Source organism: Pseudoxanthomonas sp. LjRoot127 (genome assembly GCF_964253495.1).
Taxonomy (GTDB): domain Bacteria; phylum Pseudomonadota; class Gammaproteobacteria; order Xanthomonadales; family Xanthomonadaceae; genus Pseudoxanthomonas_A.
Genome location: NZ_CAXUQR020000001.1, coordinates 1830909 through 1850455 on the forward strand (window position 1 = coordinate 1830909; position 19547 = coordinate 1850455).

Annotated in this window: 13 protein-coding genes; 9 read left to right on the top strand and 4 right to left on the bottom strand. The window is 65.9% G+C overall.

Annotated elements, in window-relative coordinates; all coding sequences use genetic code 11:
- Nucleotides 1-81: 81 nt before the first annotated feature.
- The 4 genes from ACSQ19_RS08550 (at nucleotide 82) to ACSQ19_RS08565 (ending at nucleotide 8296) form a co-directional block, all read left to right on the top strand.
- A complete protein-coding gene (locus ACSQ19_RS08550; protein WP_296280973.1) occupies nucleotides 82-1437 on the top strand; it encodes a dicarboxylate/amino acid:cation symporter in 1356 nt (451 codons plus the stop codon).
- A gap of 47 nt (nucleotides 1438-1484) precedes the next feature.
- Entirely contained in the window at nucleotides 1485-4553 is a 3069-nt protein-coding gene (locus ACSQ19_RS08555) for a TonB-dependent receptor plug domain-containing protein (RefSeq protein WP_435996280.1), read from the top strand.
- Nucleotides 4554-4569: 16 nt separating this feature from the next.
- Nucleotides 4570-5883 (top strand): hypothetical protein, encoded by a 1314-nt coding sequence (locus ACSQ19_RS08560; protein ID WP_435996282.1) that lies wholly within the window; start codon nucleotides 4570-4572, stop codon nucleotides 5881-5883.
- Nucleotides 5884-5998: 115 nt separating this feature from the next.
- On the top strand, nucleotides 5999-8296 hold the full coding sequence (locus tag ACSQ19_RS08565) for an NADP-dependent malic enzyme (protein ID WP_435996284.1): 2298 nt from the start codon (nucleotides 5999-6001) through the stop codon (nucleotides 8294-8296).
- 152 nt (nucleotides 8297-8448) lie between these two features.
- On the opposite strand, the gene ACSQ19_RS08570 is transcribed toward ACSQ19_RS08565, so the two are convergent.
- From ACSQ19_RS08570 to ACSQ19_RS08585, 4 genes are all read right to left on the bottom strand, one after another.
- Nucleotides 8449-8832, bottom strand: coding sequence for an STAS domain-containing protein (locus ACSQ19_RS08570; protein ID WP_296280979.1), 384 nt, complete (start codon nucleotides 8830-8832; stop codon nucleotides 8449-8451).
- Nucleotides 8833-8933: 101 nt separating this feature from the next.
- On the bottom strand, nucleotides 8934-9320 hold the full coding sequence (locus tag ACSQ19_RS08575; protein WP_296280981.1) for an STAS domain-containing protein: 387 nt from the start codon (nucleotides 9318-9320) through the stop codon (nucleotides 8934-8936).
- Nucleotides 9317-9754, bottom strand: a complete 438-nt coding sequence (locus ACSQ19_RS08580; RefSeq protein WP_296280983.1) for an ATP-binding protein — start codon at nucleotides 9752-9754, stop codon at nucleotides 9317-9319. Before ACSQ19_RS08580 ends, ACSQ19_RS08575 begins: the two co-directional genes overlap by 4 nt.
- Nucleotides 9726-11756 carry a SpoIIE family protein phosphatase gene (locus tag ACSQ19_RS08585; protein ID WP_435996287.1) on the bottom strand — a complete coding sequence of 677 codons (2031 nt, stop codon included), beginning with the start codon at nucleotides 11754-11756 and terminating at the stop codon, nucleotides 9726-9728. Before ACSQ19_RS08585 ends, ACSQ19_RS08580 begins: the two co-directional genes overlap by 29 nt.
- Nucleotides 11757-11990: 234 nt before the next feature.
- Between ACSQ19_RS08585 and aceE the strand changes: the two genes are divergently transcribed.
- The 5 genes from aceE to ACSQ19_RS08610 all read left to right on the top strand — a co-directional run bounded on the left by aceE (nucleotide 11991) and on the right by ACSQ19_RS08610 (nucleotide 19413).
- A complete protein-coding gene (gene aceE, locus ACSQ19_RS08590) occupies nucleotides 11991-14684 on the top strand; it encodes a pyruvate dehydrogenase (acetyl-transferring), homodimeric type (protein ID WP_435996289.1) in 2694 nt (897 codons plus the stop codon).
- Between the two features lie 20 nt (nucleotides 14685-14704).
- Nucleotides 14705-15805, top strand: coding sequence for a DNA glycosylase AlkZ-like family protein (locus tag ACSQ19_RS08595; protein ID WP_435996291.1), 1101 nt, complete (start codon nucleotides 14705-14707; stop codon nucleotides 15803-15805).
- Nucleotides 15806-16046: 241 nt separating this feature from the next.
- On the top strand, nucleotides 16047-17795 hold the full coding sequence (locus tag ACSQ19_RS08600) for a DUF262 domain-containing protein (protein ID WP_435996292.1): 1749 nt from the start codon (nucleotides 16047-16049) through the stop codon (nucleotides 17793-17795).
- Between the two features lie 261 nt (nucleotides 17796-18056).
- Nucleotides 18057-18374, top strand: coding sequence for a DUF3817 domain-containing protein (locus ACSQ19_RS08605; protein WP_435996293.1), 318 nt, complete (start codon nucleotides 18057-18059; stop codon nucleotides 18372-18374).
- 85 nt (nucleotides 18375-18459) lie between these two features.
- Nucleotides 18460-19413: an HPP family protein gene (locus tag ACSQ19_RS08610; protein ID WP_435996294.1), complete on the top strand. Its 954-nt coding sequence runs from the start codon at nucleotides 18460-18462 to the stop codon at nucleotides 19411-19413.
- Nucleotides 19414-19547 lie beyond the last annotated feature (134 nt).

Sequence of the window (19547 nt, forward strand, 5' to 3'; positions counted from 1 at the left end):
TTATCGGTGCGGCGGCGGGGCAGGGGTACAACATGCCGGCCCCGGTTCCGTGGGCGACGCCATCCGTCCCGGAGTTCTCCCATGCATCTGGCCGATACCCCGTTCGCAACGCCGCCGAAGCAGCCGCTGTACAAGCAGCTGTACTTCCAGGTGATCGTGGCCATCGTGCTGGGCGCGACGCTGGGGCACTTCGAGCCCGCGCTGGCCGAATCGATGAAACCCCTGGGCGATGCCTTCATCAAGCTGGTGAAGATGATCATCGCGCCGGTGATCTTCCTGACCATCGTCACCGGCATCGCCGGCATGACCCACCTGCGCACGGTGGGCCGGGTGTTTGCCAAGGCGATGGCGTACTTCCTGTTCTTCTCCACGCTGGCGCTGGTGATCGGCATGATCGTCGCGCACGTGGTGCAGCCGGGCGCCGGCATGAACATCAACCCGGCCGACCTGGACCAGTCGGCGGTCAACGACTACGTGCAGAAATCGCACGAGCTTTCGCTGGTCGGCTTCCTGATGGACATCATCCCGAAGACGCTGGTCAGCCCGCTGGTGGGCGACAACATCCTGCAGGTGCTGTTCGTGGCGGTGCTGTTCGGCCTGTCGCTGGCGCTGGTCGGCGAGAAGGGCCGCCCGGTACTGAACCTGCTGGAGGCGCTGACCGCCCCGGTATTCCGCCTGGTGCACATCCTGATGCGCGCCGCGCCGATCGGTGCGTTCGGCGCCATCGCCTTCACCATCGGCAAGTACGGCGTCGGCATGCTGGTCAACCTCGCGTGGCTGGTCGGGTCGTTCTATCTCACCTCGCTGCTGTTCGTGATCGTGATCCTCGGGCTGGTGTCATGGTGGTGCGGCTTCTCGATCTTCCGCCTGATCCGCTACCTCAAGGCCGAACTGCTGCTGGTGCTCGGCACTTCGTCGTCCGAGTCCGCACTGCCGTCGCTGATGGAGAAGATGGAGCGCGCCGGTGCGTCGAAGTCCGTCGTCGGCCTGGTCGTGCCCACCGGATACTCGTTCAACCTGGACGGCACCAATATCTACATGACGCTGGCCGCGTTGTTCATCGCGCAGGCCACCAACACCGAGCTGAGCCTCGGCCACCAGATCATGCTGCTGCTGGTGGCGATGCTGAGTTCGAAGGGCGCCGCGGGCGTCACCGGCGCCGGCTTCATCACGCTGGCCGCGACGCTGGCGGTGGTGCCGGAAGTGCCCGTCGCCGGCATGGCGCTGATCCTGGGCATCGACCGTTTCATGAGCGAGTGCCGCTCGCTGACGAATTTCACCGGCAACGCCGTGGCCACGCTGGTGGTCGCGCGCTGGGAGAACGCGCTCGACCGCGACGCGCTGGCGCGCGCGCTGGGCGGGCCATCTGCACCGATCGCCGCCGCGCCCGATCCGGCCGCAGGCCCGGGCGATCCGACACGACTCACGGCCGACTGACGCCGGCCACACCACGTCTTCAGAGGAGGGACTGAACGATGCATGCCTTGAACCCACGCCGTGCTCCGCTGCGCAGCAGCCTGACGCTGGCCTTGCTGGCGGTGATCCATGCCGCGGCCGCGCAGGACGCCACCCCGCCCGCCGAACCGGCGGCGCAGTCCGCGCCCGCCGACGACGCGACCACGCTCGACAAGGTCGTGGTGGTCGGTTCGCACATCCAGGGCGCGGCCACCACCGATGCGCTGCCGGTGCTGGTGGTCGGCGCGGAGCAGATCGATGCTGCCGGTGCGATCTCCGGCGACGAGCTGATGCGCACCATCCCGCAGATGGGCGACGTGCTGTTCGACGCCTCGAACAACCCGCAGACCAGCAACGCGGCGCGCGGTGACGTCAATTCGGTGAACCTGCGTTCGCTCGGCGTCGGCAACACGCTGGTGCTGCTCAACGGGCGCCGCCTGGTGCAGCACCCTACCAGCCAGGGCACGTCCGATACCGGTACGGTGCCGGTGCAGAGCTTCAATTCGAACGCGATCCCCGTCTCCGGCCTGGACCGCATGGAGATCCTGCTGGATGGTGCGGCGGCCATCTACGGCGCCGACGCGGTAGCAGGCGTGGTCAACACCGTGCTGCAGGCCGACTTCGATGGCGTCAGCGCGAGCACGCGCTATGGCGGCGCCGAGGGCACCGGCATGAACGAGTTCGAAGTGAACCTGTTCGCTGGCCGCAATTACGATCGCGGCAATGTCTCGCTGTTCCTCAACTACGTCGACCGCTCCGAACTGATGGCGGACGACCAGGACTTCACCGCGACCGACGACCTGCGTGCGCTGTTTGCGGACTATCCGGATTTCGCCGGCCTGTCCGCGCTCGATGGCCGGTCGTCGCACACGCCGTGGGCGCGCCTCACGGTGGGCCCGCGCGCGGTGATCCGGTCCAACGGCACGGCGGTGACGAACACCGCGGGCGCGTTCCGCATCCAGCCCTCCAGCTTCGGCTGCGGCGTCAGCCTCGGCAATGATCTCTGCCTGGCCAGCGGCAACCACAATTTCAACACCACCAACCGCGAGATGCGCTACGACACGCGTTACGGCACCAGCGTGCGGCCGTCGGTGGAGCGCATCAACGTGTTCCTGACCGGCCATTACGACGTCACCGACACCGTCGAGGCGTTCGGCGAGGTCGGCTTCTACCATGCCGTCAGCGAAGCCACGCAGCCACCGGTGGTGAACCTCAACAGCCTGTGGATCCCGGCGACCAACTACTGGAATCCGTTCGGCGCGGCCACGCTGCCCGATGGCTCGCCGAATCCGAACCGCCTGCCGGGCCTGACCAACGTGCCCGCCGCCGGCCTGCCCGTGCAGATGAGCAACTACCGCTACGTCGACACCGGCTTCCAGCGCGTGCGCGTGGAGAACTACCAGGCGCGTTTCCTCGCCGGCCTGCGTGGCGAGTGGAACGGCTGGAACTGGGAGACGGCGCTGCTGTACTCCGAAGCCGAGGCCGAGGACCGTTCGCCCAACATCAACATGACCCTGTTGCAGCAGCAGCTGGCACTGGCCACGCCGGATGCCTACAACCCGTTCAGTGGCGGCTGCGTGTCCACGCCGACCTACGGCGACTGTTCGCCGAGTTCGCAGGCGGCGATCGACGGCATCGTGTTCGACCTGGTGCGCGAGTCGCGCACCACGCTGACGATGGCCGACTTCAAGATGAGCCGTGGCGACCTGTTCTCGCTGCCGGCCGGCGATGTCGGCATCGCCTTCGGTGCGGAAGCACGCCGCGAGACGCAGCGCGACGATCGCGATGCGAATCTCGATGGCACCTACACGTTCACCGACATGGTCACCGGCGAGACCAACCTGAGCAACGTGGCGGCGGTCAGTCCTAATCCGGACACGCGCGGCTCGCGCAATGTCGGCTCGGCCTACGTCGAGTTCGCGGTCCCGCTGGTGTCCGAGGACATGGACATCCCGCTGGTGCATCGCCTGGACATGCAGCTGGCCGGCCGTTACGAGCACTACTCCGACTTCGGCTCCGTCGCCAAGCCCAAGGTGGCGCTGGCTTGGGACCTGGTGGAGGGCGTGCGCCTGCGCGGTTCGTACTCGGAAGGCTTCCGCGCGCCGAACCTGGAGCAGACCAACGCCACCCAGTACGCGCGCCTGGCCAGCGGCGTGGACCACATCCGCTGCGAAGCCGACCTGCGCGCCGGCCGCATCGCCTCCTTCAGTGCCTGTGGTCAGAACACCGCCGGTGCGTCGCTGCTGGTCGCCGGCAATCCGGACCTGGAGCCGGAAGAGAGCACCAACACCTCCTTCGGTGTGGTGTTCCAGCCGACCTTCATCCCCGACCGTTTCGGCAACTTCACCTTCACCGTCGACCGCTGGAAGATCAAGCAGGAGCAGATCGTCGGCCTGCTCGGCGCGCAGACCGCGCTGACGGTGGACTACCTGGCACGCGTCGGCGGCGGCAGCAACCCGCTCGTCGTGCGCGAAGCCCCGACGCAGGAGGACATCGACGCGTTCGCCGGCACCGGGATCGATCCCGTGGGCCGCGTCATCGCCATCAACGACCGCTTCATCAACCTGCAGCCGCAGACGGCGGGCGGCCTGGACTTCGGCGTGGACTGGTCGCTGCGGCGCACCCGCTTCGGTTCGTTCTCGGTCAACCTCAACGCCACCCGCCTGCTGGAATTCACGCGTGATCCGGGCGACATCGTCAATGCACTGTACGCCGCGCGTGCGGCCGGCACCATCGATCCGCTGACGCCGCTGCCGGACCCATCGCAGCTGATCGGCCAGAACGGCCGGCCGGAATGGCGCGCCAGCGGTTCGCTGACATGGAACAAGGCGGCGTGGCGTGTGGGCTATTCGGCGCAGTACATGAGCTCGTTCGAGCAGCCGCAGCTGCTGGGCCTCTCGGGCGATCCGTGGGTGGTCGACCAGCGCCTGACGCACAACCTGTATGGTCAGTACCGCTTCGCCGATGGCACCGCCGTGCGCCTGGGCGTGCGCGACCTGACCGACGAGGGCCCGTCGCTGGCCGATGGCGGTTATCGCGGGTCGCTGCACAATCCGTGGGGTCGCTACTGGTACGTCAACATCAGCCGTTCGTTCTGAGGAGCCTGCAGCCGCGATGCGAAGCACGAGCCGCCGCTGGATCGCCGCCACGCTCGCCGCGTTGGCCGCCTTCGTGCCGCCTCTCGGCGCGGCGGCCGCCGACACCGACACCGACACCGACGTCGCATTCGCCCCCGTGGCGTGTCCGGCGTCGGTCGGCGCGCAGGTCGACTGTCTCGAAGGGCAGGACGTGAATGGGGCCTGGCTGCTGGTCGCCATGCCGCGCCGCTGGAACCGCACGCTCATCGTGCATGCGCACGGCGGGCCGCGGCTCGGCGAGCCCAAGGCCGGGGATTCGGCGGAGGACCTCGACCGTTTCGCGGTCATGGTGCGGGAAGGCCATGCCTGGATCGGCACCACGTATCGCCGCGGCGGTTACGGCGTGCGGATGGCGGCGGCCGACGTGGAGCACAGCCGGCGCGTGTTCTGGTCGCGCTGGGGCCGTCCGGAACGCACGCTGTTGCACGGTCAGTCGTGGGGCGGCAACGTCGCGGCGAAGGCGGCGGAACTGTATGCGCTCGACATCGATGGCGGGCCGAACTTCGATGGGGTACTGACCACCAACGGCCTGTTGTTCGGGGGCACGCGGGCATACGGCTTCCGCGCCGACCTGCGTGCGGTCTACCAGTATTACTGCCGCAACCATCCGGCCGTCGGGGAAGCGCAGTATCCGGTGTGGCAAGGGCTACCTGCCGGCGCGAAGATGACCCGCGACGACCTGCGCAAGCGCGTGGACGCCTGCACCGGTGTCGACCAGCCGGCGTCGAAGCGCACGCCCGCGCAGGCGGCGAACCTGCGCGACATCCTCGCCGTCACCGGCGTGGCCGAGCAGCAGCTGGTCGCGCACTTGGCGTGGGGCACGTTCCACTTCCAGGACGTGGTGCAGAAGCGGCTGGGTGGCCGGAACCCCTTCGACAATCGCACCACCGTCTATCGTGGTTCGCGCGATGACACCGCACTCAACGCCGGCGTCGAGCGCTTCGCCGCCGATCCCGCCGCCGTCGCCCGGTTGGCCTACGACGCCGACCTGTCCGGCCTGATCGTGCTGCCCACCGTCACCGTGCATGCGCGCCACGATCCGACCGTGTCGTACGACGCGGACGCGGCCTACAGGGCGACCGTCGCCGCGGCCGGCCGTGGCCACCTGCTGTTGCAGGCGCTGACCGATGAGCGCGACCACAGCCGCCTGCAGGACGCGACGTACGCGACCGCACTGCGGGTGCTCGAGCGCTGGCTCGACACCGGCACGCGACCGCCGGCCACGACCTTCGCCGAGACCTGCGCGCGCACGTCGCGGACACGCGCAGCATGCCGTTTCATCGCGCCCTGAGTGCGTCCTGCATGACCACGGCGTGACGCAGCGCCGCAACGGCCCAAGTCCGGGCCCGGCGGGGAAGGGGTAGAATTGCCGCTCCCCCGCCTTCACCACAGGCACCGTTTCCGCAATGACGAACGACGATTTCAAGCAGGCCGCGCTGGAATACCACCGCCTGTCCCCGCCCGGCAAGATCAAGGTGGCACCGACCAAGCCGATGCTCACCCAGCGCGACCTGGCGCTGGCCTACTCGCCGGGCGTCGCGTTTGCCTGCGAGGCGATCGTCGAAGACCCGAACGCGGCCAGCGAGCTCACGGCGCGCGGCAACCTGGTGGCGGTGGTCACCAACGGCACCGCGGTGCTCGGCCTGGGCAACATCGGCGCGCTGGCCGGCAAGCCGGTGATGGAAGGCAAGGGCGTGCTGTTCCAGAAATTCGCCGGCATCGACGTGTTCGACATCGAGATCAACGAGCACGACCCCGACAAGCTGGTCGACATCATCGCTTCGCTGGAGCCGACCTTCGGCGGCATCAACCTGGAAGACATCAAGGCGCCGGAGTGCTTCATCGTCGAGCGCAAGCTGCGCGAACGCATGAAGATCCCGGTATTCCACGACGACCAGCATGGCACCGCGATCATCGTGGGCGCCGCGGTGGTCAATGCGCTGGAAGTGATCGGCAAGAAGATCGAGGACGTGAAGCTGGCCACCAGCGGCGCCGGCGCGGCCGGCATCGCCTGCCTGGACATGCTGGTGGCGCTGGGCCTGAAGCCGGAGAACATCCTGGCCTTCGACCGTGACGGCGTCATCTACACCGGTCGCCCGCACCTGGACCCGGACAAGGCGCGGTATGCCCGCGATACCGACAAGCGTTCGCTGGCGGAGATCGTCGACGGCGCGGACATCTTCCTGGGCCTGTCGGCCGGCGGCATCCTGAAGCCGGAGATGGTCGCAACGATGGCGGACAGGCCCGTCATCCTGGCGCTGGCCAACCCGAACCCGGAAATCTCGCCGGCCGACGCCAAGGCCGTGCGCCCGGACGTCATCATCGGCACCGGCCGCAGCGACTATCCGAACCAGGTCAACAACGCGCTCTGCTTCCCGTACATCTTCCGCGGCGCGCTCGATGTCGGCGCCACCGTCATCAACGAGGACATGAAGGTCGCCTGCGTGCACGCCATCGCCAAGCTGGCGCGGCGCGAGGCATCCGACCTGGGTTCGGCCTACGGCGACGACGTGCCGTGCTTCGGCCCCGAATACCTGATCCCGCGCCCGTTCGATCCGCGCCTGCTGGTGGAAGTGGCCGCGGCGGTCGCGCAGGCGGCCATGGACAGCGGTGTCGCGCTGCGTCCGATCACCGACATGTGGGCCTACCGCGAGAAGCTGGGCCAGTTCGTCTACCGCACCAGCCTGATGATGAAGCCGGTATACGACCGCGCGCGCGCCGATATGAAGCGCGTGGTCTATGCCGAAGGCGAGGAAGAGACCGTGCTGCGCGCCGTGCAGACGGTGATCGACGAAGGCCTGGCGTTCCCGATCCTGATCGGCCGCCCGGACGTGATTGATGCGCGCATCCAGCGCCTCAGCCTGCGCATGCGCGCCGGCGTCGACTTCGAGATCACCAACCAGGATGACGATCCGCGCTTCAACGACTACTGGCAGCACTACCACGCGCTGACCTCGCGCCGCGGCGTGACGCCGGCGGCGGCGAAGAACCTGATGCGTTCGCGGCCCACGCTGATCGCCGCGGTGATGGTGGCGCGCGGCGAAGCCGACGCGATGATCACCGGCCTGGTCGGCCGCTTCCACAAGAAGCTGGGCTACGTACGCAGCGTGATCCCGCTGGACCCGGGCGTGCAGTCGACCTCGGCGATGACCGGCGTGATCAACAACCAGGGCGCGTACTTCTTCCTGGACACGCACGTGCAGGACGACCCGACCGCCGAGCAGATCGCCGAGGCCACGCTGCAGGCGGCGTACCGCCTGAAGCTGTTCGGCATCGAGCCGCGCATCGCGCTGCTGTCGCACTCCAACTTCGGCAGCCACGAGACGCCGGGTTCGATCAAGATGCGCCGCGTGCGCGAGCTGTTGTTGAAGCGCAAGCCCGACCTCAACGTCGATGGCGAGATGCAGGGCGACACCGCATGGGACGAGGTGCTGCGCAGCCGCATGATGCCAGGCAGCACGCTCTCGGGCCGCGCGAACCTGTTCGTCATGCCCAACCTGGACGCGGCGAACATCGCCTACAACATGGTGCGCGTGGTCACCGACGGCGTGGCGATCGGCCCGATCCTGATGGGCATCTCCAGGCCGGTCCACATCCTGACCACCAGCGCCACCCCACGCCGCGTCATCAACATGACCGCCATCGCCGCGGTCGATGCGCAGATCCGCCTGCAACGTGAGGCCGAGCGCAACGGACCGGGTTGATGGGTCCGAGCCCTGGAGAGAAAAAGCCCCGCATGCGGGGCTTTTTCTTGGTCGGTGTCCAGGACTTCAGGTGTGGGAGCGACGTGAGTCGCGATGGGCTACCGGTAAAGCCTCATCGCGACTTACGTCGCTCCCACAACCTTGCTTTGCGGCTAGTCCTCTTCCTCCCCATCCAGGATCCGCCGCTGCAACGCATCCAGGTAGGCATCGGCATCGGCGCTGGATTCGAAGATCTCGTCCATCGGCACCGCCTGCACGATCTCGATGACCTTACGGATCTGTTCCTGCGGATGCACCACCAGCAGGCGGCCTTCGTGCGGCGCGAGCGCCTTGCGCGCCTTCAGGATGCTGCGCACGCCGGCGCTGCTGATGTAGTCCAGGTGCGCCAGGTCCAGCACCAGTGCCTGCGGGCGCGCCGCCAGCATCGGCGCCAGTGCGTCGTCGAGCTGGCCGTGGCTGGCGGTGTCCAGCCGGCCGCCCAGCACCACGTACTGGTTGCCGTTGACGGGCGGGTAGACCTCAATCTCCAAAGTCATCGGGCATCTCGGTGAAGCGGATCTGCCGGGTGGGGGAAGCCCGGGGAGGCAGGGAGGCAGCGCTGGATCGTAAAACAAATGCGGGCCGAGGGTGCGGCGGCTCAGTCGTCGTCCTCGGCGGCATCCAGCACCTTGCGCTGCATCACGTCGAGATAGGCATCGGCCTCCGCCGTGGACGAGAAGATCTCGTTCAACGGCACGGCCTTCACCATGTCCAGCACCTTCTGGATCTGCGGCTGCGGATTGACCAGCAACACCTTGCCGCCGTGCGGGGCCAGCGTCTTGCGCGCCTTGAAGATGGAACGGATGCCGGCGCTGCTGATGTACTCCAGCCCGGACAGGTCCAGCACCAGCGAGTGCAGCTGGCGGGTCAGCAACGGCGCCAGCGCTTCGTCGAGGTCTTCGTACGTGTGGGTGTCCAGCCGGCCACGCAGCAGCGCGCGCTGGCTGCCCTTGCCCGGGGGATGGAACTCGATTTCCAGGCTCATGCGGACGTCTCCTCGGTGGGAATGCGCAGCGCCAGGCGCAGCACGTTGTAGTTACCCATTCGCTGATAGGTGGCCATTTCGGCCACCTGCCGGACCAGGTGCAGGCCCAGCCCGCCGGTGGGCCGGTCGAGGATGTCCGCATCCAGGTCGGGGGCAGGTTGCTCCAGCGGATTGAACGGCGCGCCGCTCTCGCGGAATTCCAGGGTCAGCACATGGTCGCGGATCGCGATGTCCACGCACAGTTCGTGTTCTTCGGCGTCCACCCGCGCCAGGTCGCCGTGCTCGATGGCGTTGCTGGCCAGTTCCTCGACGATCAGCCTGACGTCGCCCTGGATGGCACGGCTGACGCCATTGTTGGCCAATACGGCTTCCAGCGAGGCGTTGAGGTCGTCCACGCGGGCGTGCTCACGCGGGATGAACAGTCGCATCTGCATGTGCGTTCTCCTGGGTTGGCGGAGCTTCGGAGGAAGCGGCGGCCCTGTCCAGCCGACGCCGGATCGCGAGCACGGTGATGTCGTCGGATTGCGGTGCGGGATCGGTAAATGCGTGAACCCGCGCGATCAGCGCCTCGCACTGCTCGCGCGCGGTCGCGCCGGACCGCAGCGCACCCGGGATGCGTTCGGGGCCGAAGGCGACGTCGCGGCTGTCAAACGCTTCGGTGATGCCGTCGGTCCAGGCCAGCAGCGTGGCCCCGGCCGGCAATTGCCCGGACCACAGCGGGAACGCATCGCCCACCTCGAAACCCAGTGGCGGCCCCGGCTGCACCGGCAAGGCCTCGTGGCGGCCATCGGCATGCAGCAGCAACGGCGCATCGTGGCCGGCACTGGCCAGCACGCAGGCGCCGCTGCGCACGTCCACGCGCCCGCACAGCACCGTGGCGAACATGCACGCATCGTTGCCCTGCACCAGTCGCCGCGACGCTTCCGCCAGCACGCGCTCCGGCGACGGATGGGTACTGGCGGCCACCTCCAGCACGGTGACGGTGCGCGCCATGAAGAGCGCGGCGGGCACGCCCTTGTCCGACACGTCGCCGATGGCGAACCACAGGCCGTCGGGATCGGTCTGGATGAAGCAGTAGAAGTCGCCGCCCACGGCCTTGGCCGGTTCCAGCCGTGCATACGCTTCCAGATGCGCGTCCTCGCGATCGATGACGCGCCCTGGCGGCAGCATCGCCTGCTGGATCTCGCGTGCGATCGACAGCTCGCTCTCCAGCTTCTGCCGCGCGGCGGTCATGTCCTCGATCTCGTGCAGCTGCTGGCGGATGGAAACGCGCGCGTGTTCCAGCGTGCGCGCCATCTGGCCGACTTCGTCGCGACGCTGCACGAACGGCACCGGCATGTCGTAGTCGCCCTGGGCCAGGCGTGCCGCGGAGGAGGAGAGGTCTTCGACGGGCTGGCTGACGTGGCGCGCCAGCTTGCTCACCACCAGCATGCACACCAGCGCCAGCAGGGTGCCGATGGCAACCAGCAACCACAGCGCCTGCGTCAGGCGGGCAGTGACCAGGTCGTAGGACTGCGCCACCAGCAGGGTCCAGCCGCTGTCGCCCACCGGCTCCACCACGGTGTAGCGCCGCTCGCCGCTGACCGCATCCACGTGGAGATGCTGCAGCGGGCGCCGTACGCGGACGGCCTGGGCGATCTCGCCGAGATCCACGCGCCCGCTGCGCGCGATGTAGTCCTCCAGTGTTTCCTCGCGTTCGACGCCGACCTCGGGATTCAGCGCCAGCGTGCCGGCCGGTGCCACCAGCGAGACGCGCCAGCCCGGCAGGTGGGCCAGGGCATCGACCATGTCGGTCAGGCTGGTCAGCGGCAGGTCCAGGCTGACCATGCCGCGTGTGCGGGCGCCGCGCCCGGGTTCGCGCAGTGGCATGTTGTAGGTGACCATCCACACGTCGCCGGCGGTCTGGTTGAGGTACGGCTCCGACCACCAGCCCGCGGGTGCGGCCACGGTGCGCTGGTACCAGCCCTGTTCGCGGAAGGCATATCCGTCGGCGATGAAATCGCGGTCGCTGCCGTTCGCGGCCACGTAACGCGCGAACGGTGCGTCCTCCTTCGCGCGCGCCTCCAGGATCAGCAGGCCGCCCACGCAACCGGGCGTGGCCTTCACCATCGCGCGCAGGGTGGTGGTCAATTCGTCGGGCGAAAGCTGCGCGTTGCCCACCAGCTCCGACATGCCCTGCGTGGTGATGGTCACCACGTGCAATGCGCCGTCGATCCGCTGCGCGGCTTCCTGCGCCGTCGCCTGCGTGTCACGGCGCGCGTCGTCCAGGATCATGCGGCGCGCGTACCACGCGGTCGCCACCACCAGCAGCACCAGCAGCACCACGTTGACCAAGCCGGCCCACAGGGCGATGCGCGTGCGCAGGCTGCTGCGCCAGTGCGCGGCACCGGCGACATCGCGTTCTGGCACGACACTGCTGGGCACTGCGTTGCGCATGCCGACCCTGTTCGTCGCGTTCCCCCCGGACGCCGATCATACGCCCGCACCGCGTGCTGCATCGCAATAACCCAAAGGTCTGATTTTGGTGTGGTGGTTGTCCCGGGACAGGCACGCAATGTCCTCTCCATACGCCTGCGTAGCCAGGCTTGGCGCGGGGTGCGTGCGTTACACTTCAAGGCTCTACAAGTAACGGCGACGCCACGCCCCACGCGCGGCGCAACAGGAGTGGGAATGAACTGGTTGAACGAGATGTTGCAGAGCGATCCGGACCCGCAGGAATCCCGCGAATGGATCGATTCCATGCAGGCGGTGATCGAGAAGAACGGCGCCCTGCGTGCTCACCAGTTGCTCGAAGGCATGGTCGAAGTCACCCGCCGCGCCGGTGCCTACCTGCCGTTCTCGCCGACCACCGAATACGTCAACACCATCGCGCCGCAGAACGAGGCCAAGAGCCCCGGTGACGCCGCGCTGGAATGGCGCATCCGTTCGATCATCCGCTGGAACGCGATGGCCACCGTCGTGCGCGCCAACCGCAAGCCCGGCGACCTCGGCGGCCACATCGCCAGTTTCGCCTCCGGCGCCACGCTGTACGACGTCGGCTTCAACCACTTCTGGCGCGCGCCCAGCGACAGCCATCCGGGCGACCTGCTGTTCATCCAGGGCCACAGCGCGCCGGGCATCTACGCGCGTTCGTTCCTGGAAGGCCGCATCAGCGAGCAGCAGCTCGACAACTTCCGCATGGAAGTCGACGGCCAGGGCATCTCGTCCTATCCGCATCCCTGGCTGATGCCGGACTACTGGCAGACCCCGACCGTCTCGATGGGCCTGGGCCCGCTGGCGGCGATCTACCAGGCGCAGTTCATGAAGTACCTGGAGCACCGCGGCCTGATCGAGAAGTCTGACCGCAAGGTGTGGTGCTTCATCGGCGACGGCGAGAGCGACGAGCCGGAAACCCTCGGCGCGATCGCGCTGGCCGGCCGCGAAGGCCTCGACAACCTGATCTTCGTCGTCAACTGCAACCTGCAGCGCCTCGATGGCCCGGTGCGCGGCAACGGCAAGATCATCCAGGAACTCGAAGGCGTGTTCCGCGGCGGCGGCTGGAACGTCATCAAGCTGCTGTGGGGCAGCTACTGGGATCCGCTCATCGCGCGCGACACCAGCGGCGTGCTGAAGAAGCTGATGATGGAAACCGTCGACGGCGAGTACCAGAACTGCAAGGCGTTCGGCGGCAAGTACACGCGCGACAACTTCTTCGGCAAGTACCCGGAGACGGCGGCCATGGTCGCCAACCTGTCCGACGACGACATCTGGCGCCTCAACCGCGGCGGCCACGATCCGCACAAGGTTTACGCGGCCTACCACGAGGCGGTGAACACCAAGGGCATGCCCACTGTGATCCTGGCCAAGACGGTGAAGGGCTACGGCATGGGCTCGGCGGGCGAATCGCTCAACCCGACCCACCAGACCAAGAAGCTGGACGACGAAGCCATCCGCACGTTCCGCGACCGCTTCAACATCCCGGTCAGCGACAAGCAGTTGGAAGAATCGGCGCAGGTGCCGTTCTACCACCCGGGCGAGGACTCGCCGGAAATCCAGTACCTGAAGTCGCGCCGCGCCGCGCTCGGCGGTTACCTGCCGCAGCGTCGTCGCAAGGCCAGCGAGTCGTTCGAGACGCCGAAGCTGGAAGCCTTCGACCGCCTGCTGAAGAGCACCGGCGACCGCGAGATCTCCACCACGATGGCGTTCGTGCAGGGCCTGAACATCGCGCTGCGCGACAAGCAGGTCGGTCCGCGCCTGGTGCCGATCGTCGCCGACGAGGCGCGCACGTTCGGCATGGAAGGCATGTTCCGCCAGATCGGCATCTACGCGCCGTTCGGCCAGAAGTACAAGCCGGTCGACGCCGACCAGCTGATGTACTACCGCGAGGACCAGTCCGGCCAGGTGCTGCAGCAGGGCATCAGTGAGCCGGGCGCGATGTCGTCGTGGATGGCGGCGGGCACCAGCTATTCGGTCAGCAACGTGCCGATGCTGCCGTTCTACATCTACTACTCGATGTTCGGCTTCCAGCGCATCGGCGACATCGCGTGGCAGGCGGCGGACATGCGTACGCGCGGCTTCCTGCTGGGCGGCACCGCCGGCCGCACCACGCTCAACGGCGAGGGCCTGCAGCACGAGGACGGCTTCAGCCACGTCATCGCCGGCAGCATCCCCAACGTGCGCAGCTACGACCCGACCTTCGGTTTCGAGGTCGCGGTGGTCCTGCAGCACGGCATGCAGAAGATGCTGCAGGAGCAGGTGGACGAGTACTACTACGTCACCCTGATGAACGAGAACTACAGCCATCCGGAAATGCCGGCAGGCGCGGCCGAGGGCATCATCAAGGGTATGTACCTGCTCACCGACGCCGGCAAGCCGAAGAAGGGCGAGCTGCGCGTGCAGCTGCTGGGCAGCGGCACCATCCTGCGCGAGGCGATTGCGGCGGCCGAGCTGCTGGACAAGGATTTCGGCGTCACCGCCGACATCTGGTCCTGCCCGAGCTTCAACGAGCTGCGTCGCGACGGTTTCGACGCCGAGCGCTGGAACCGCCTGAACCCGGAAGCGAAGTCGCCGCGCAAGGCGTACGTGACCGAACTGCTGGAAGGCCGCCAGGGTCCTGCCATCGCTGCCACCGATTACGTGCGCGCCTACAGCGACCAGATCCGCGCGTTCGTGCCGATGGCGTACACGGCCCTGGGCACGGACGGCTTCGGCCGCAGCGACACCCGCGCCAACCTGCGTCGCCACTTCGAAGTGGACCGCTATTACATTGCCCACGCCGCCATCGCCGCCCTGGCGAAGGAAGGCAAGATGACCGGCAAGGACGTCGCCCGCGCGATCAAGCAGTACAAGATCGACGTGGACAAGGCGAACCCGGTTACGGTCTGACCCCGGTCACGGGTGACGGCATGGCGCTGACAGGGGATCACCTGCGCCGCTACGCCGTCGCCCGCAGCCTGTTCAAACCGACCACCCTGCCGCGGGCGATCCAGCGGCTGGGCTTCGTGCAGGCGGACCCGATCCGGGCGCCGGCACGCGCGCAGGATCTCACCCTGCGCCACCGCGTCGCCGGCTATCGCGCCGGCGACCTGGAGCGGCGGTATCCACGCCTGCCGCTGGAAGAAGACTTCTTCGTCAACTACGGTTTCCTGCCGCGCGCGCATCACCAGCTGATGCATCCGCGCACGGCACGCGAGGCGTGGACGCCCGCGCGATGGAAGCAGGCGCGCGCGGTACTGGAGTTCGTCAGTGAGCGCGGCACGGCGCATCCACGCGAAGTGGATGCACACTTCGGGCATGGCAAGACGACCAACTGGTTCGGCGGTTCGTCCAATGCCAGTACGCAGTTGCTGGACGGCATGCACTACCGCGGGCTGCTGCGGGTGGCGCGTCGCGAGGGCGGCACGCGGGTCTATGCGCCGCGCATCGGCGACGCGACGCCGGTCGCGGCAGCCGATGCGGAGGCGCGGCTGGGTGCGTTGCTCGACATCATCGTCAACAAGTACGCGCCGTTGCCGGCGGCCAGCCTGGGCCAGTTGCTGGGTTATCTGCGCAGCGGCGTGCCGCAGTGGACGGGCCTGCGTGCGGCAGCGTTGAAGCGTGCGCGCCAGCGATTGGGCACGGCGCGGGTCGACGGGGTGGACTGGTACTGGCCGGCGGACGAGGATCCGCGCTCGCGACGCTGGAAACCGGACGACCAAGTGCGCCTGCTGACCCCGTTCGATCCGGTGGTGTGGGACCGGCGGCGGTTCGAGTTGTTCTGGGGATGGACGTACCGCTTCGAGGCGTACACGCCGGCCCCGAAGCGGAAGCTGGGGTATTACGCGCTACCGGTGCTGTGGGGCGATCGCGTGATCGGGTGGGCGAATCTCAGTGTGGTCGATGGGGAGCTAAGGTCGACGTTCGGGTATGTGGAAGGAAATTGGGTGCGAGATGTCGCGTTTAACACTGCGCTTAAGGCGGAGCTAGAGCATGTCCGTGTCTTTCTTGGATTGAGTGTTAAGCGTTGAGGCTATGCGGATTCGCAGAAGCAGCATGAATGAAGCGGTTGGCACTCAGGGTCGCGATTTGGCACAACAGCATTGTGTTAGGTCTGTCAGAAGACGTGCAGTTGTGACCGTAAAAGAGGGATTATCTTATTGGCAGGGATGAGATCTTGTGCTGGAGTTCTTAGCCAGCAGGCAAGAGATGATCTCGAGAGGTGAGTAAGGAAGTAGCCTTATTGCCTGTTTTCTAAAAAAAGGAAAAAAAATGGCAACGATGGAGCAGCTTGCTGCGGACCCTGTAACTCTTCACCAGCTTTTCTCCGCTGATAACGTACTGCGGTGCCCTTTGTTTCAACGGCCCTACGTATGGAAGAAGGACAACATACTTAGGCTCTGGGATGATATTGACTCCGTACTAGAAGGTCAGTGCGATCTTCGATTCCTTGGTGCTCTGGTGTTCGATAATGAGACAGCTTCAACATCAAGCTCTCCGGGCCTCTACTGGGTAATCGATGGCCAGCAGCGCCTCACAACTCTTTATTTGAGCTTATGTGCTTTAGCTCTAGTGGCGAGAGAGGCTGGCGCATCGGAGTTCTCGGAAGCGTTGGCGGAGGAGTACTTACTTTCTAGGAAGTCAACTTCTCGTCATCAGCCAAAATTCGCCCCCACTCTTCGCGACACGAGGCAGTTTAATCAGGTCGTCCTCGGGTCAATTGGCGATAGAGCAAAGGTGTCTCAAGCGAAAGAGGCAGGTGAAATATCTGGGGCGTTATCGGAAGCGTATGAGTTGATCAAGAAGGAAGTCCGATCCAAGTGCCTCGATGCTGATGGGAGAGTCTCTGGAGAGTTGGTCGGAAAGCTCAGAGAAGTTCTTCTGGAAAAGCTTGAGTTTGTCGAAATTAGGTTGGGCCAGAAGCATGATGCGAACGAAGTATTCGATCGACTCAACAAGGAGGGCGCAAGGCTTGGGATCGTTGATCTAGTTAGGAACGAAGTTCTTAAGCGTCTCAAGGATGATGCCGCGGAGGCGGAAGATATCTATGCCAGGCGCTGGCGTCCCTTTGAAGAAAGCTTCGAGTCTGCCGAGTCCATGGAGGGTTACTTCTTTCCTCACGCCTTGACACGGGACAGTGGAATAACGAAATCCAGAACTTTCATATCTTTGGCAAAAAGATGGTCGGAATCTTACGGTGAGGCTGCGACGCCTGCTGATCAGGTTGCATCCATAATGGAGGATCTGAGGGAGCATGTTGATATCTATCGCTTGCTCAGAGAAGGGATGGATCTCAAGGTGTCTGATCCAGCGTACGGGGAATCACTGGCTTCCATCGCCAGAATGCGGCCGCCATCGGTCGTCTTTCCCTATTTAATGTCGCTCCACTCTTCAGTAGTGAAGGGCGAGACCAGTGGCCATCTCGCAGCTAGGTTGGTGAGGCTTGTAGAAACCTTTCTAGTCAGGCGGGCTGTTGTCGGATTGGAGCCTACTGGTCTCCATGCTGTGTTCAAAGGTCTTTGGGGCCAAGTTGGCGCAGACCTTGGGTTGTTGCGAGGTGCAATCCAGACCAAGACCATAAAGTTCCCCAGTGATGAAGAGTTTCGAATCGCCGTCGAGTCTGCGCCTATGTATATGCGTAGAATCCGTAACTTCGTTATGCTGGAATTGGAGCGGTCGTTCACCAAAGGCGACGTCCTTAAGGTGTTTCCCGACATGACGGCCGATCATGTTCTTCCGCAAGCGGCATCAGGCGACTGGTTGGATAAGTTCACAACAGCCGAGATGGACAGTCTCAGGGATACTTGGGCAAATCTTGTTCCTTTGTCCGGGAAAGCTAACTCCGAAAAGGGCCGGAGATCATGGGTCGAAACGAGGGCGCACCTGAAGACGGAAGCTGTCTTCTCGACCACAAAGCAACTTTTGGATCGTTGCGAGGACTGGAATGCGGAAGCTTTGCGGGCACGAGCTAGAGAGCTGGCGAACTGGGCTCTCAAGCGCTGGCCTGATCTACAGAGCTGATCTTTATCTGCTGACTGAGATTTGATGTGGTCGCCAGTTTGTAACGGACCGGCGCTTCATTTGGCGTCAGATTGCGGCCATAGAAGTGATCTCAGAAGAACTGAAGTCGATCCGAAGTCGCTTCTTTTAAAGGGCTTGGAGTGGATATTGGTCCGCTCCAAGCCACAGAGGTGGTCTCGGGCAAAGTTCAGTCGCTAGAATTCCAACGCCAGCGAGCGCCGCAGCCGCCATCGCATCCGGCATCCCTCACTGGAGTCCTGCATGTCCCGACCCCTAGCGCCCGCCGGGCGCCTGTTCGCTGTCGCCGCCTTTCTTGAAGGCTTCACCTGGGCCGGTCTGCTGATCGGCATGGCGTTCAAGTACAGCGCCGTCGGCAACGACCTGGGTGTGAAGATCTTCGGGCCGCTGCATGGCGGCGCGTTCCTGTTCTATGTGGTGGTCACCGCGCTGTCGGCATTGCGCCTGCGCTGGCCGTGGTGGGCGGCGTTGCTGGCGCTGGTCGCCGCCGTGCCGCCGCTGGTGACCGTGCCGCTGGAGATGTGGTTCCGGCGGATCGGCTTGCTGGGTCTGCGCGGCTGACGTGTGAGCATGGCGGGCCAGGGCCCGCCCTACGTGCGGCGTGTCCTTCGCATAGACTGCGGCGCCTGCCCTCTCGCTGCCGCCTATGAGCCCCCATTCCCGCCTGACCGAGTTGCGCCTGCTACTGGGCATCGAACGCAACACCACCCGCCATGGCGAGAAGTGGATATCGGGCATCGGCGCGTTGCTGGGCATCCTGGCGGTGTACGGGTTGACCCGCTGGACCTTCCCGAGCGACACCGCGTCCGCCGTCGGCGGCGCGCTGATGGTCACCTCGATGGGTGCGTCTGCGGTGCTGCTGTTCGCCGTGCCGCAGGGCGCGCTGTCGCAGCCGTGGGCCGTGGTAGGCGGGCACCTGCTGTCCGCCTTCATCGGCGTGAGCTGCCAGAAACTGTTTCCTGGCCATGCTTGGACCGCCGCCCTCGCCGTGGGCCTCGCGGTGCTGGGCATGTACTACCTGCGCTGCATCCATCCGCCGGGCGGTGCGACTGCCCTCGCCGCGGTGATCGGCGGCTCCGACGTGCATGCCCTGGGCTACGGCTACCTGCTGATGCCGATACTCATCAACGTCGTGGCCATCCTGTCCATGGCCATCGCCTTCAACGCGCTGTTCCCTTGGCGCCGCTACCCGGCGCACCTGCATCGCCGCCGCCAGGCCTCGCGCATCACCCAGCCCGCGCAGCGCCAGTTCGAACTCACCCAGGAAGATTTCTCCGCGGCGATGGAGCAACTCAACTCCTACGTCGACATCACCACCGAGAACCTCACCGAACTGCTGGAACTCGCCAAGCAACACGCCGAACGCAACATCACCCACCCCGACGCGATCCTCCGCGGCCGCTTCTACAGCAACGGCAAACTCGGTCGCCTGTGGAGCGTACGGCATGTGCTGGAAGGCGAAGGCGCGGGGTTGCAGTACCGCGTCGTTGCCGGCGAGCAGACGGGCAGCACGGGCATGAGCAGCCCCGACGAGTTCCGGCAGTGGGCGCGCTTCGAAGTGGTGCTGCAGGACAATGGGCGGTGGGTGATTGCGGGCTGATCGTCCCCAGGGGCGCTGACCGCCGGACGGTGTCCGGCACCTGCGCGTGGCAGCGTTGTCGTCGGTTGAGCGGTCGCAACCCGGACCGTGTCACGTGTGCATGGACGGCATCGCGATGGCCGGGGTTCCTGCAC

Coding starts and splice junctions, on each gene's coding strand:
- ACSQ19_RS08610 (WP_435996294.1), top strand. CDS start 18,460: ATGAGCCCCCATTCCCGCCTGACCGAGTTGCGCCTGCTACTGGGCATC.
- ACSQ19_RS08595 (WP_435996291.1), top strand. CDS start 14,705: ATGGCGCTGACAGGGGATCACCTGCGCCGCTACGCCGTCGCCCGCAGC.
- ACSQ19_RS08585 (WP_435996287.1), bottom strand. CDS start 11,756: ATGCGCAACGCAGTGCCCAGCAGTGTCGTGCCAGAACGCGATGTCGCC.
- ACSQ19_RS08560 (WP_435996282.1), top strand. CDS start 4,570: ATGCGAAGCACGAGCCGCCGCTGGATCGCCGCCACGCTCGCCGCGTTG.
- ACSQ19_RS08550 (WP_296280973.1), top strand. CDS start 82: ATGCATCTGGCCGATACCCCGTTCGCAACGCCGCCGAAGCAGCCGCTG.
- ACSQ19_RS08580 (WP_296280983.1), bottom strand. CDS start 9,754: ATGCAGATGCGACTGTTCATCCCGCGTGAGCACGCCCGCGTGGACGAC.
- ACSQ19_RS08600 (WP_435996292.1), top strand. CDS start 16,047: ATGGCAACGATGGAGCAGCTTGCTGCGGACCCTGTAACTCTTCACCAG.
- ACSQ19_RS08570 (WP_296280979.1), bottom strand. CDS start 8,832: ATGACTTTGGAGATTGAGGTCTACCCGCCCGTCAACGGCAACCAGTAC.
- aceE (WP_435996289.1), top strand. CDS start 11,991: ATGAACTGGTTGAACGAGATGTTGCAGAGCGATCCGGACCCGCAGGAA.
- ACSQ19_RS08605 (WP_435996293.1), top strand. CDS start 18,057: ATGTCCCGACCCCTAGCGCCCGCCGGGCGCCTGTTCGCTGTCGCCGCC.
- ACSQ19_RS08575 (WP_296280981.1), bottom strand. CDS start 9,320: ATGAGCCTGGAAATCGAGTTCCATCCCCCGGGCAAGGGCAGCCAGCGC.
- ACSQ19_RS08565 (WP_435996284.1), top strand. CDS start 5,999: ATGACGAACGACGATTTCAAGCAGGCCGCGCTGGAATACCACCGCCTG.